Raw genomic sequence first — 12,308 nt, 5'->3', positions numbered from 1 at the left:
GCCCCCTTTGAAAAAGGGGGCTGGCGCCTGCGCGCCATCCCATGCCGAGAACCCCGCTGCGCCGGGGGATTTGCTCTTAAGCCAGACTACTTAGCCTGCGCATCCTCAATCGGAATCTGATGCTCGCGCAGCCAAGCGATCACCGCCTCGCGCTCCCCGCGAGTGCGCGAGTTGAGCGTCTTTTCCGGCGTCATGAACATGAAACGCTGGAAACTCGCGCCCTGCACATTGCGCGCATTCGGGCTGGCGCCGGCCTGCAGCAATTCCAGCGCGTGGCCGAATTCGTTGATCTTCGCCGCCTGATGCAAGGGCGTGTTGCCCATGCGGTCGGCCGCATCGGGCTTGGCGCCGGCCTTGAGCAAGGCTTCGAAATTCTGCGTGCGCTCGCCCATCAGCGCCGACACCAGCGGCGTCGCCTGGGTCACCGTGTTGGGCGTGTCGGCACTGGCGCCGTGTTCGAGCAGCAATCGCAGATAACGCGGATCGTCGGCCATCGCCGCCAGATGCACCGCGGTCATGCCGTCGTCGGCGCCGACCGCAGGGTCCGCGCCGGCGCTCAGCAAGGCCTGCATGCCGGCGACGCTGTGCTTGTACAGCGCCCACTGCAGCGGCGTGACGCCCTTGGCGCCGCGGTCGTTGGCGTTGGCGCCGGCCGCGACCAGTTCGCGCACGCGCGCGGCGTTGCCGGCGGCGGCGGCTTCGGCCAGTTCCGCGCTGCGCACATCGGTGAAGACTTCGCTGGCTTGCATCGATCCTTTCCCCGGGCCCGCACACGCCGTGCAGACCTGCAGCATAAGCAAGACGGCGGCGGCCATCATCCGCGATCGCACGCGGCGCGGCATCAATCGAGCAAGGAGCATGGCGCGAGGCCTCCGCTGTCGTGATCGTGGCCGGATCGTAGCGCACTGCCGCGACGGGTAATGCGAAGCGCGCCGGGATCGCGCCGCGCGGGCCGGGCGGCCTGGCGCGATGCGATCACAGGGGAGCGCCGGCGGCGAGGCTTACACGCCGCCGCCGCGCGAACGGGCCGGATCAATCGAACGGATTGAGGAAGCTGCCGACGTCCTTGACCACGTTGACGCCGCCTTCGACCACATCGCCGGCGACATCGAAGGTCACTTCGGCCGCGGTACCGACGCCGTCGATCACGGTTTCGGTCAGGCCGCCCAGGTCTTCGGCGCGATTGCCGAGCCATTCGCCGCCGTCCTCGACCCAACCGGCGACGGTTTCGCCGGTGCCTTTCAGGCCGACGTACTCGCCGACGTCGCGGATCAGTCCGCCGGTCAGCTCGCCGGCGCCCTGCAAGGTATCGCCGGCCAGGTTGAACGCGCCGTGGGCGGAATCGCCGGCGAAGTTCAGCACGCCTTCGGTGAGATCGCCGGCCAGCTTGAAGGTGCCGTCGAAGTAACGGCCGTCGGCGTATTCGTTGCTGGCCACGTTCTTGACGTCGTCGACGAAGTTGGCGCCGTGCTGGTAGCCGTTGACCATCAGCTCGCCGAACTCGTTGCCGGCATCGCCGACCAGGTCGAGCGCGGTTTCCGACACGTCTTCGGCGGCGCGATCGAGCAGGCCCAGTTCGTCGCCCTCGATGCCCGGGGTCGGCGTGGGGGTCTGGGTCTTCATCGCTTCGATCACCGTCGCGGAGCCGTGCGCGGTGAGCGGGTTGGCCCAGCCGCCGGGATGGGCGAGGTTGAGTTCGTAGCCGACCGCGTCGGGCATGCCGTTGATCAGCTCCACGCCCTGCTGCGCGCCGGTCAGCGGATCGCCGTCGACGTTGTAGCGGCGGATCTGGCCGTCCTCGGCCTGGGAGCGGGCGTCGTGCGGGGTGAAGCCCAGATCGCGCAGGGTGTCGTTGCTCAGGCCGGCGGCGTTGAAGGTCACCGCGGTGTTGCCGGTGGCCAGCGCGGCGGTCGAGGCCAGGCCGCCGCCGAGCGAGTGGCCGGTGAACACGACGTTGTCGCCGAAGGCGGCTTCGGCTTCCTTCGCCAGGGTCACGGCCTGGTTGTACTGCGGCGTGTTGATGCCGAAGCCCTGGCCGCCATCGGCGATGAGGTCGCCGCCGGCGTCGTTGGTGCCGGCGAAGGCGACCACGTACTGGCCGTCGCCGTTGGTATAGACCGCGGCGCGGAAGCCGGTGCCGGTGGTGTCCAGCGAAGCCGGATCGATGCCGGCCGGCTTGCCGTCGGCGCCCTTGAGGTTGATCAGCTGATCGGGGGTCAGCTTGGTCCAGCCGGCCGCGCCGGTGCGCGAGGGCTCGTAGACGTCGCTGGACAGCTCGGCCAGCGCGGTATCGATTTCCTTCTGCGGCTGCTGGCCGCGCAGCTGATCGCTGAAGGGCGTCTGCTGCGCCTGCGGCACCGGCACGTGCGGCGAATACGGCAGCTCGACCTTGGCTTCGACCGGCGGCGGGGGAGGCGGCGGCGGCGCGGGCGGGAGCGGCTGCTGGTGCAGGTACTGGTTGATCGCGAAACGCAGCGGATTGGTGATATCGGTCCAGCTCATCGGTGCCGTCTCCTCAGTCTTGACGGCAGCGTATGGGGAGAGATTGTGCAGAAATAGCTGGTACGGGCCCGAGCTAGGGTTGGCCCTAGGGTTGGGAGGGGCGGTTGTAGTGAGGGAGGTGGGCACCGGGCGCGATATATCTGCCTGCCGTCATTGCCGCGCGGTGAGTGCGGCGTACCTTCCTATCGCCGCGAGCGCGACGTACCTACCTATCGTCATTCCCACGCCACGAGCCCGGCGTACCCACGTACCGTCATTCCCACGCCATGAGCGCGGCGTACCCACCTACCGTCATTCCCACGCCACGAGCGCGGCGTACCCACCTACCGTCATTCCCGCGAAGGCGGGCTCCGCTTTACTTCGGCGTAGCCGAACATCCAGGGCCTTTCGTGCGAGAACCTTTGAAGTCGCGGGATTGACGATTTGGTGAGATGGCGCTGAAGGCTCTGGATGTTCGGCTACGCCGAAGTAAAGCGGAGCCCGCCTTCGCGGGAATGACGGCTTGGAGATTCGCGGGACTGACCGCCTGACAAGACACCGCAGCGCAATGCCCCCTCAGCGCCCAGCCGTCTCCAACTCCACCTCATGCTCCTCCAGCCACGCCACCACCGCCGCGCGCTCGCGGCGCGCCTGCGGGTTGAGCTTGTCGTCGGGCAGCTTGAACAAAAAGGTCTGGAAGCTGGCGCCCTGGCGGTTGCGCGCGCGCGGGTCGGCGCCGGCCTTGAGCAGGGACAGCACTTGCCCGGAGGCGTTGAGCTTGGCCGCCTGATGCAAGGGCGTATTGCCCATGCGGTCGGCGCGGCCGGGATCGGCGCCGGCCTTGAGCAAGGCGTCGAACTGGGCCTGGTAACGCGGGCCGGCCGCGTCCGCCAACGGGGTTTCGCCGGTTTCGGCGTGGGCCGCGTTGGGGTCGGCGCGATGCGCCAGCAGCAGGTCGAGGTAGTGCGGATCGTTGGCGATCGCCGCGCCGTGCACGGCGGTGCTGCCGCCCATGCCCGGCCGCGACGGGTCGGCGCCGTTGTCGAGCAGGGCCTGCAGGCCGCGCGGGCTCTGCGCCAGCATCGCGTACTGCAGCAGGTTCACGCCGCGGTCGCCGTGCGCATTGGGATCGGCGCCGGCCTGGACCAGGCTGCGCACGCGCGCGGCGTCGCCGTCGGCGGCGGCCTGCGCCAGTTCGGCGCTGCGCGGATCGGGAAAGGCCTGTTTGGCGTCCATCGCTTCTCCTCGGCACGCCACGCCGGCCAGGGCCAGGCACAGGATCGTCAACGCGGGAAGCGTGGCGGCGCGCATGCGGCGATTGTCACCACGCCGGCAGGGTCTGCCAAGCCAAGCGCGTCACTTCCACGGCTGCTGAGTCTGCATCGCCTCGATCAGCGGGCCGATGGCGTGCAGCTCGCCCGGACGCTTGGCCTTGTCGGCCACGTACTCGGCGGTGCGCTTGGCCATCTCGATCGGATTCCAGGTGAAGTCCGGAGCCTTCGGCGGATCCGGATCCTTCAAGGTGATCTCGTGCCCGGGCGCATCGGGAATCTTGTTGAGCAGCGGCACGTCTTCCTGCGCCGCGGTCAGGACTTCGCCGCCGACGTTGTAACGGCGGATCTGGCCGTTCTCGGCATCGCTCTTGACCGCTCCCGGGTCCAGGCCCAGCCCGCGCAAGGTGTCGTCGTGCACGCCGGCGGCATTGAAGGTCACCGCGGTGGTGTCGGTGGCCAGCGCCGCGGCCGCGGCCAGGCCGCCGCCGAGTGAATGCCCGGTAATGACCATGTTCTCGCCGAAGGCTTGCTGCGCGTCGCGCGCCAGCTGCACGGCCTGATCGTACTGCTTGGAATCCCAGCCGATGCCCTGGCGCGCGTTGTTGATCCAGTCCTGCAGATCGTTGGAACCGGCGTAGGCGACCACGTACTTGCCGTTGCCGTCGCTGTAGATGCCGGCGCGGAAGCCGGTATCGGAATTTTCCAGCGACTTGGGATCGATGCCGGCCTGGGTCAGCTGCGCGTCGTCCAGGCGGGTCCAGTTGCCGACGGTCTTGGTGTCGGGGTTGTAGACCGCCTGCGACAGCTCGGCCATCTGCAGGTCGATCGGCTGCGAATCCTTGCCGCGCAGTTGCTGATCGAACGACAGCGGATCGGGCGCGGCGTTCGCCGCCGGCCCCGGCCGCGCGTTCACGCCCAGCAGTTGCGGGTGATAGCTGGCTTCCAGGGTGAACGGGCCGGCCTCGGGCTGCTGCGGCGGCAGCGGCGGCGCCGGCGGCAGCGTCTCGGCCGGGTTCTGCCAGTTGGGTTGAAGCTGGGTCGGCTGCAGCTGGACGCTCATCTGGTGCTACTCCCCGGTCGCTTGATCACGAACCTACGCGGCCGTACGCGGAGGCGACAACTGGGGCGTACCCGAGGAGCGCGCATTCATGTTCGACCGACCTCGACCTTCGGCCTACGCGGGCGAGCGCGTGCCTGCGCTATCGTCGGCGCTCACCTGGAGAGACCCGCAATGTCATCACCGAACACCGCACCGCGTCGCCGCACGGCGTTGCTCGCGCCGCTCGCGCTCGCCCTGGCCTGCGTCTTCGCCCTGCCCTCCACCGCCAGCGCCGCCGATCGCATCAGCGGCAAACCCTTCGCCACCCGCAGCGAGGTCTACGCGCCGCACGCGATGGCCGCGACCTCGCATCCGTTGACCACGCAGATCGCGCTGGACGTGATGAAGGCCGGCGGCAGCGCGGTGGACGCGGCGATCGCCGCCAATGCCGCGCTCGGGCTGATGGAGCCCACCGGCAGCGGCGTCGGCGGCGATCTGTTCGCGATCGTGTGGGACCCGAAGACGAAGAAGCTCTACGGCTACAACGGCTCGGGCCGCTCGCCCAAGTCGCTGACCCTGGCCGAGTTCCAGAAACGCGGCCTCAAGGAAATTCCGCCGACCGGCCCGCTGCCGGTAACCGTGCCCGGCGCGGTCGACGGCTGGTTCGCCCTGCACGAGCGCTTCGGCCGCAAGCCGATCGCCGACGACCTGGCGCCGGCGATCCGCTACGCCCGCGAAGGCCATCCGGTCCACGAGGTGATCGCCTACTACTGGAACGCCTCGGTGCCCAAGTTGTCGAAGTGGCCCGGCTTCAAGGAGCAGTTCACCATCGACGGCCGCGCGCCGCGCGTGGGCGAGATGTGGAGGAACCCGAATCTGGCCAACACGCTGGAACAGATCGCCAAGGGCGGCCGCGACGCGTTCTACAAGGGCGACATCGCCCGCACCATCGACGCCTACTTCAAGGCCAACGGCGGGTTCCTGAGTTACGAGGACCTGGCCTCGCACCACGGCGAGTGGGTCGAGCCGGTCAGCAGCAATTACCGCGGCTACGACTTATGGGAACTGCCGCCCAACGGCCAGGGCATCGCCGCCCTGCAGATCCTCAATATTCTGGAAGCCTACGACCTGAAGTCGTACGGCTTCGGCAGCGTCGAACACGTGCACTTGTTCACCGAGGCCAAGAAGCTGGCCTTCGCCGACCGCGCGCGCTGGTACGCCGACCCGGCGTTCGAAAAGTCCTCGCCGGTGGCCAGGCTGATCTCCAAGGAGTACGCCGCGCAGCGGCGCAAGCTGATCTCGATGGACAAGGCGCTGCTTGAAGTACAGCCGGCCACGCCCAAGCAGCTCGACCAGGGCGACACCATCTACATGACCGTGGCCGATGCCGACGGCATGATGGTGTCGCTGATCCAATCCAATTACCGCGGCATGGGCAGCGGCATGGCGGCGCCGGGGCTGGGCTTCATCTTCCAGGACCGCGGCGAACAGTTCGTGCTCAAGGAAGGCCATCCCAATTCCTTCGCCCCCGGCAAGCGCCCGTTCCACACCATCATTCCCGCGTTCGTGACCAGGCAGGGCAAGCCGTGGCTGTCGTTCGGCGTGATGGGCGGGGCGATGCAGCCGCAGGGCCATGCGCAGATCCTGATGAACCTGATCGACTTCGGCATGAACCTGCAGGAAGCCGGCGACGCGCCGCGCATCCAGCACGACGGCTCGACCGATCCGGCCGGGCAGGCGGAGGCGATGAGCGACGGCGGCGAGGTGGACCTGGAAACCGGATATCCGTACGAAACCATTCGCGAGCTGATGCGGCGCGGACACAGCGTGCGTTCGGCGCTGGGGCCTTATGGCGGGTATCAGGCGATCATGGTCAATCCCAACGGCGGGTATGTCGGAGCGAGTGAGTCGCGTAAGGATGGGCAGGCGGCTGGGTATTGAGGTGACGGGTTGAAGCAAGGAAGTGCGCTGACGGTTTGCGTTGGCGCGACTTGTTGGTTTCACTCTATGCCGTAGCCACCTCTACTGCTCGACGTAGCCGTCTCTACTTCCCGACTGAGTTCTCCCTTTCAAGAGCGAGTTCCCCCCTTTGAAAAAGGGGGGCAGGGGGGATTCGCTTTTGCCGTTGCCCTTGCTAGTCCTTCCCGCGAACGCGGGCTCTGCTTTACTTCGGCGTAACCGAACATCGAGCGACTTCAAACGTTCTCGCACGAAAGGCACTGGATTCCCGCGTTCGCGGGAATGACGGTTATGGAAGGATGACGCTGAAGTCTCCCATCTCCGCGCGAATGCCCGCTTCACCGCAACACACTCAAGCCCGCGCGCATCCAAACAGCGCCAAATTCTTGCACCCATCCAAACCCGCGCGCGAAGCTTTCGCCATTTCGCGCCGTCGCCGCGATTGCGCGCCGAATCGGGTTGACACATCGCGACCGCCTGTCGAACCATTGGCTCCGCATCGTTCACAACGCGATGCATTCCACGCGCCGCCGGCCCTCGGCCGCTGCGCGATCCGGACCGAGGGGTGCTGCGACGGAGTCCACACGCTCCGCCACGCTCGATCCGCGATGCCGAGCAAGGGCGCCCTCCCGATCAAGGAGGCGTCATGCCTGCGTCCAATGTTGCCACTCCCGCTTCCGTCTCTCCCACCGCCGTATCGGGCGAACCCATGCCGATCCAATCGCCGCACTTCGATCCTCCGCTGTCCATCGCCCTGGTCACCTCGCAAGTCCATCCCGACGTCGATGACGACGACCACGGCCTGGTCGCGGCGCTGCGTGCGCACGGCATCGAGTCCGCGCCGCGCATGTGGAACGACCCGTCGGTGGACTGGTCCGCGTTCGATGCGCTGCTGGTGCGCAGCACCTGGGATTATTTCCAGCACTACACCGAGTTTCTCGGCTGGTACGCGCGCATCGCCGAGCTCGGCACGGTCATCGTCAATCCGCTGCCGCTGCTGATCTGGAACAGCGACAAGCGCTATCTGCTCGATCTGGCGAAACTCGACGTGCCGATCATCCCGACCACGCTGGCGCGCGGCGTCGAGCTGGAAACGGCGCTGGCGTCGATGAGCGGCGAGGTCGTGGTCAAGCCCAGCGTCAGCGGCGGCGCCTGGCATACCGTGCGCGGCCGCGTCGGCAGCGCCGAGTTCCAGCAAGCGCTCGCGAGCTTGCCGCGCGAGCTCGACTATCTGGTGCAGCCGTTCATGCCGCAGATCGTCGAGGAAGGCGAGTGGTCGCTGCTGTTCTTCGGCGGCGTCTACAGCCACGCGGTGCTCAAGAAGCCCGGCAGCGACGACTACCGCGTGCAGACCTATTTCGGCGGCACCGCCGATGCCACCGCGCCGAACCCGCACATTCTCGCCTCGGCGCAGCGCGCGCTGCAGGCGGTGGCCGAGCTGGGCCATCGCGATCAGGCGTACGTGCGCGTGGACGGCGTCGTGGACGCGGGCGTGTTCCGGATCATGGAGCTGGAATTCATCGAGCCGTTCCTGCACTTGCGCGCGCATCCGCCGGCCGCGACCTTGTTCGCCGCGCAGTTGGCGCAACGCTGGCAGACATTGCGCAAGCCAGAGGCTGCCGAGGCCTGAGTCCGCGATACCGCGCATCGTCACGGCGTACGCGTCGTGGCGATGACGCGATCGCCGATGCGGCCCGCGCCCGATCCGCGTATCGTCGCATCGACTTCGCCGCCGCGGCCTGACCGCAATGGAGCGCTCATGAGCGACAGTTTCGTCGTCCGCCTGTTTTCCTACGGCACCCTGCAATTGCCGTCGGTGCAGCAAGCCACCTTCGGCCGCCTCTTGCAGGGCGAGGCCGATGCCTTGCTCGGTTATCGCCGCACGATGGTCAAGATCGACGACCCGCAGGTGGTCGCGACCAGCGGCGAGTCCTATCACCCCATCGTCGAAGCCAGCGGCGACGCGACCGATCGCGTGGACGGCACGGTGTTCGCCATCAGCGCCGAAGAACTCGCCCGCGCCGACGAATACGAGGTGGACGACTACCAGCGCGTTGAAGCGGCGCTGGCCTCGGGCCGGCAGGCGTGGGTGTACGTGAAGCGCGTGCGCTGAGCCACGGCTCGAGCGGACTCACACCGAGCGCGTGGCGGAAATAACCGGCGCAGCCAGTTCCGTAGCAGTGGCGTCATGCACAGCAAGGAATGAAATCGGAACACGAAGCGCTCCTGGCCGTCCCTTGCGGGGCGGTGCGGCTGAGGTCGGCTGGAGAAGAAACTTAGACGGTGCGAGGCGTTTGGCTTCGGGTTTGTTCCTGGCTTTGTTCTTGAGCCAAAGCCACCCGTTGGTCCGCCGCAGCCAGCTTTTGGAAAGACACTTCGACGGGAATCTGCGCGGCGATCACGGTGTTCACATGGGCGCGTTTGTGCGCCGGATCGTGCAGTTCGCCCTGTACCGCGAAGACATCGGTTCCGGCCGGCGTGTTGCGGCCCGGAACAACGTGGTTGACCTGCTCCAGCCCCGCCAGTCGCGAACTCACCAGCAGCGCTGCCGTGGTGCGCTCGGCGGTCGCGTCCAGCGGACGCCCCTGCTCGGCGAAGACACGCCCGACACCCGCGTCGAGGGTGCTGTGCATCGAATGGTTCGGATGGTCAGGATGGCGCGGGTCGGGTACACGGCTCTCCGGCGCAGGCACTGCACCGTGTGCATCCTTGAACGGGCTTTCGGGCGTCTTCTCGGGCAGGCGCCGCCCGATCTCTTCGGCGATGCCCATCGGCCCACGCAGGACGGCCGACCCGATCGATGCGCCTTCCCGCGTGGCCCAAATGTCGCCACGGAACTTATCGATCATGGGTTCAAAGCGATGGGCGTTGACTCGGGTTTCTGGATCGCGCAACACCGAGATGTCCTTCGTCTGCCCGGGTCCTGCGTCGCGGAAATTGTGCAAGCTGTGCGAGAGCGCGCCAGACGCCAAGGCCACCGGCAGGTTTCGCTCATCGGTGAGGCGTGCATCGTTGTTGGCGTAGCCCGCGACCGACAGCGTATTGATGTCGTGCCGGCTCGCGTACACCCGTACCTCGCCGAAGTGGTGGCTGCCTGAACTGACGAAGTCGGCGGCCATGACGTGGTTGACGACTTGATGGCCGCCTTCGGGGATGCGCATGTTCAGGTCGGCCGCGCCGTAAGCGTTGAAGGTCTCGCCTTGCAGGCCCAGCTTGGCCGCGGTGACCTGGGCCAGGCAGCCGCCGAGGGAATGGCCCGTTACCGTGATTGGAACGCCTTGCTCCCCAGCGCGCTCCATAGCCTTACGAGTAAACTCAAGCGCATCTTGAGCCTGCTGATTGGCGCGCTGCCCCACCATTCCGCCGTCCGCGCGCAAGACATCGTCGATGAACTCGCGCGTGAACTCGGTGCCACGATGGGCAACAACGATTTCATTGCTGCCCTCGCGTTGAAACACCACGCCCTGATAGCCAGAGGACCGGTTGTCTGCCACTTCAAGAACATGGTATTTCACACCATCGAGATTCAGTACCCGGTTGCCGTCTTTGTCCGGCGGCGGAATATCGTAAGCGGCATCAGATAGTTCCGCATAGTGTTGGCTGCCAATTGTCATGGCCTTAGCTCCTTGGCTTGCAGCGTTACAGAAATAGTGTCCGACAGATCAGGGTCGCGATATTTCGCGAACTCTTCTCGCTTGAGTGCGCTCTCAGACACCGGCTGAGGATGAGGGCGCGATGTTCCGTACAGCTTCCGCTGCCAATACATCGAGATAGGTAATTCGGTCTCAATCTCCGCGTGGCTCATGAAGGCTGCGAGCGAGTACTCATCAGGCGCCCCCGTAGGGCGCAGCGTGAGAGCGGCGTAGTCGATCACCCACGTACAGATCCCTTTGCCGAAGTAGTCCTTGCTCGCCATCGCATCCAGGTAGACATCAAACCGATATTCGGTCTCGGAAGCTCGATGCACTGAAGGCTTAATGTCGAAGCTATCTGGCGTGGGTGAGTGACCGGAAATGGGCTCAGCGTCAGGCATGCATTCTTGGGACGGGCCCACTTTGTAACGAATGTTCACGGAGGCGCCTTTGAACGGCCCTGGCGCACCATCGATCTTTGCCGTGACGACGTACTTCTGGCGCGGGTTGGGATTGCGCTCGTACTTCGGGTCCATGACCGCGTTGGAGCAGCCGGTTAGCATCGCTGCCATAGCGACGAGTGCGAGGACTGCAAGGGGCGCGTTCGGTTTCATCTGCGATTGACTCGATTCGTATGGCGCTGGTTGAAGGGCTGGGTTCTGAACGTCGCATCTCGCCTGTCGGCACCGGCTCAAAGCCAGACGGCGCCTGTGCTTGGGCTCGACTCTTTGAAGCTAATGATCAAGGAACGAGTTCTGGATGCGTATCGCGCGGTGAACAGCGAGAGCGCGACCATTCCGAAGGCGCCAACCCACAACATTGGGAAGAGCAACGCAAGCTGCCCTAGTGTCACGGCCAGGAGGGCCGCGCTCTGACTGACGAAGCCCAGCAATGTTCCGTACTTCGCACGCGAATGCAGCCCGCTTCCCGCATAGTCCGGGACGGTCTTCAGCGCTTTGAGGGACTCCCAGTAGACGCCTCCCAGGCACCCCATGGACATGGTGTGCAGAGCAGCTGAGCCGATAGCCAACGGAACCGCGGCCACAACGAGATGAGGCACCGAGAACACATGACCTGACAGGAGCAACACGACAAAACTGATGAGCGCACCGCTCGACAGCCGGGACCATCGCGCAGCGCGCGCGCTCTCCGCGCCGATCTTCTCCAGGATTTCGGCGGCGACCTGGGGTGTTGCGTTGAAAAGAAAATTCATCGCGCGCTCCATGGCTATTCGTTCAACAGTACTGCGATCTTTAACGACCGCAGTGCACTTACCTCGTCAGCAGACTCTGGCGGACAGACTGCATGCCGCGTAGTAGACGTGGCAGCCGGTATCGCCAAGCTTCTGGCAAGCCGCCATTTCCATCTCCGCTGCGCCCTGTGTTGATTCTGCTTGATGCCGCTTGATACTCATCGCGATGACTTTTCTTGATACGTTCAACGAACTCGAACAGGGAGGCTGCACCCACTGTAATAAATCCAGCATTCGCTTTCGCTGCTTTTTCTGCACGCTTGACTCGCGTTTTCCAACGCTTCCTCGACCGTTGCTGCACTTTCGGAGAATGAGCCCGTGCGGGACGACACCACCACGGCACACTGGTTTTTGTATGCAAAAGACAGACGGCATTTATTCTTGGCGCTGCGGTCGCGGCATTCCTTAAGCGCTTGAGCCTTGGCTGCGGACTTGCTGTCGAGCTGAGCAACAATGCCATATGTGCCGGCGTCATCAGTAGCAATGGCTCCCCACCTGCTTGCCCATAAGGGGCCAGGGGATGCAGGAGTGCTCCCCCCTGGAATCGGACCGCAAGAAGCTAACGACGTACCGCTGTAGGGGATTTGTCCCGCAGGACATCCACCTTCCGCCTTTGACGGTCCGGTTGGAAGAGCAACCAGCACGGCAAGTAAGAGCACTACCTTTTTCAT

Annotated in this window: 11 protein-coding genes and 1 riboswitch; of the genes, 3 read left to right on the top strand and 8 right to left on the bottom strand. The window is 65.7% G+C overall.

All coding sequences use genetic code 11. The features are described 5' to 3' along the window. Positions 1-86 precede the first annotated feature (86 nt). From LG3211_RS00760 to LG3211_RS00745, 4 genes are all read right to left on the bottom strand, one after another. The gene (locus LG3211_RS00760) at positions 87-749 is read right to left on the bottom strand and encodes an ankyrin repeat domain-containing protein (protein ID WP_187313110.1); all 663 of its coding nucleotides are present in this window, start codon (positions 747-749) and stop codon (positions 87-89) included. A 283-nt stretch (positions 750-1,032) separates the two neighbouring features. Beyond that, positions 1,033-2,502: a Tle-like phospholipase domain-containing protein gene (locus LG3211_RS00755; protein WP_057941169.1), complete on the bottom strand. Its 1,470-nt coding sequence runs from the start codon at positions 2,500-2,502 to the stop codon at positions 1,033-1,035. Positions 2,503-3,057: 555 nt separating this feature from the next. Continuing rightward, the gene (locus LG3211_RS00750) at positions 3,058-3,792 is read right to left on the bottom strand and encodes an ankyrin repeat domain-containing protein (protein ID WP_057941168.1); all 735 of its coding nucleotides are present in this window, start codon (positions 3,790-3,792) and stop codon (positions 3,058-3,060) included. Between the two features lie 45 nt (positions 3,793-3,837). Beyond that, positions 3,838-4,815 (bottom strand): Tle-like phospholipase domain-containing protein, encoded by a 978-nt coding sequence (locus LG3211_RS00745; RefSeq protein WP_057941167.1) that lies wholly within the window; start codon positions 4,813-4,815, stop codon positions 3,838-3,840. A gap of 171 nt (positions 4,816-4,986) precedes the next feature. Here LG3211_RS00745 and ggt point away from each other — a divergent pair, with 171 nt between their 5' ends. The 3 genes from ggt to LG3211_RS00730 all read left to right on the top strand — a co-directional run bounded on the left by ggt (position 4,987) and on the right by LG3211_RS00730 (position 8,866). After that, on the top strand, positions 4,987-6,735 hold the full coding sequence (gene ggt / locus LG3211_RS00740) for a gamma-glutamyltransferase (RefSeq protein ID WP_057941166.1): 1,749 nt from the start codon (positions 4,987-4,989) through the stop codon (positions 6,733-6,735). A 572-nt stretch (positions 6,736-7,307) separates the two neighbouring features. After that, positions 7,308-7,387, top strand: a riboswitch (S-adenosyl-L-homocysteine riboswitch). 75 nt (positions 7,388-7,462) lie between these two features. Continuing rightward, complete coding sequence (locus LG3211_RS00735) at positions 7,463-8,383, top strand: ATP-grasp domain-containing protein (RefSeq protein ID WP_057941165.1); 921 nt, start codon at positions 7,463-7,465, stop codon at positions 8,381-8,383. 129 nt (positions 8,384-8,512) lie between these two features. After that, on the top strand, positions 8,513-8,866 hold the full coding sequence (locus tag LG3211_RS00730; RefSeq protein ID WP_057941164.1) for a gamma-glutamylcyclotransferase family protein: 354 nt from the start codon (positions 8,513-8,515) through the stop codon (positions 8,864-8,866). 163 nt (positions 8,867-9,029) lie between these two features. Here LG3211_RS00730 and LG3211_RS00725 read toward each other — a convergent pair whose 3' ends face one another. The 4 genes from LG3211_RS00725 to LG3211_RS27330 form a co-directional block, all read right to left on the bottom strand. Further along, positions 9,030-10,367 (bottom strand): XVIPCD domain-containing protein, encoded by a 1,338-nt coding sequence (locus LG3211_RS00725; RefSeq protein ID WP_083512205.1) that lies wholly within the window; start codon positions 10,365-10,367, stop codon positions 9,030-9,032. Beyond that, entirely contained in the window at positions 10,364-10,999 is a 636-nt protein-coding gene (locus LG3211_RS00715; protein WP_057941161.1) for a hypothetical protein, read from the bottom strand. The genes LG3211_RS00725 and LG3211_RS00715 overlap by 4 nt, the downstream gene beginning before the upstream one ends. Positions 11,000-11,076: 77 nt before the next feature. Then, positions 11,077-11,598, bottom strand: coding sequence for a hypothetical protein (locus tag LG3211_RS00710; protein WP_148648682.1), 522 nt, complete (start codon positions 11,596-11,598; stop codon positions 11,077-11,079). 224 nt (positions 11,599-11,822) lie between these two features. Beyond that, a complete protein-coding gene (locus LG3211_RS27330; RefSeq protein WP_083512204.1) occupies positions 11,823-12,308 on the bottom strand; it encodes a DUF4189 domain-containing protein in 486 nt (161 codons plus the stop codon).

The sequence above is a fragment of the Lysobacter gummosus genome (assembly GCF_001442805.1).
Lineage (GTDB): Bacteria > Pseudomonadota > Gammaproteobacteria > Xanthomonadales > Xanthomonadaceae > Lysobacter > Lysobacter gummosus.
The sequence above is the reverse complement of the archived record's forward strand: the minus strand, read 5'-3'. Positions and strand labels throughout refer to the sequence as shown.

What these genes read in the sequence shown, in the direction of transcription:
- LG3211_RS00760 (WP_187313110.1), bottom strand. Translation starts at nt 749, where the DNA reads ATGCAAGCCAGCGAAGTCTTCACCGATGTGCGCAGCGCGGAACTGGCC.
- LG3211_RS00755 (WP_057941169.1), bottom strand. Translation starts at nt 2,502, where the DNA reads ATGAGCTGGACCGATATCACCAATCCGCTGCGTTTCGCGATCAACCAG.
- LG3211_RS00750 (WP_057941168.1), bottom strand. Translation starts at nt 3,792, where the DNA reads ATGCGCGCCGCCACGCTTCCCGCGTTGACGATCCTGTGCCTGGCCCTG.
- LG3211_RS00745 (WP_057941167.1), bottom strand. Translation starts at nt 4,815, where the DNA reads ATGAGCGTCCAGCTGCAGCCGACCCAGCTTCAACCCAACTGGCAGAAC.
- ggt (WP_057941166.1), top strand. Translation starts at nt 4,987, where the DNA reads ATGTCATCACCGAACACCGCACCGCGTCGCCGCACGGCGTTGCTCGCG.
- LG3211_RS00735 (WP_057941165.1), top strand. Translation starts at nt 7,463, where the DNA reads ATGCCGATCCAATCGCCGCACTTCGATCCTCCGCTGTCCATCGCCCTG.
- LG3211_RS00730 (WP_057941164.1), top strand. Translation starts at nt 8,513, where the DNA reads ATGAGCGACAGTTTCGTCGTCCGCCTGTTTTCCTACGGCACCCTGCAA.
- LG3211_RS00725 (WP_083512205.1), bottom strand. Translation starts at nt 10,367, where the DNA reads ATGACAATTGGCAGCCAACACTATGCGGAACTATCTGATGCCGCTTAC.
- LG3211_RS00715 (WP_057941161.1), bottom strand. Translation starts at nt 10,999, where the DNA reads ATGAAACCGAACGCGCCCCTTGCAGTCCTCGCACTCGTCGCTATGGCA.
- LG3211_RS00710 (WP_148648682.1), bottom strand. Translation starts at nt 11,598, where the DNA reads ATGAATTTTCTTTTCAACGCAACACCCCAGGTCGCCGCCGAAATCCTG.
- LG3211_RS27330 (WP_083512204.1), bottom strand. Translation starts at nt 12,308, where the DNA reads ATGAAAAAGGTAGTGCTCTTACTTGCCGTGCTGGTTGCTCTTCCAACC.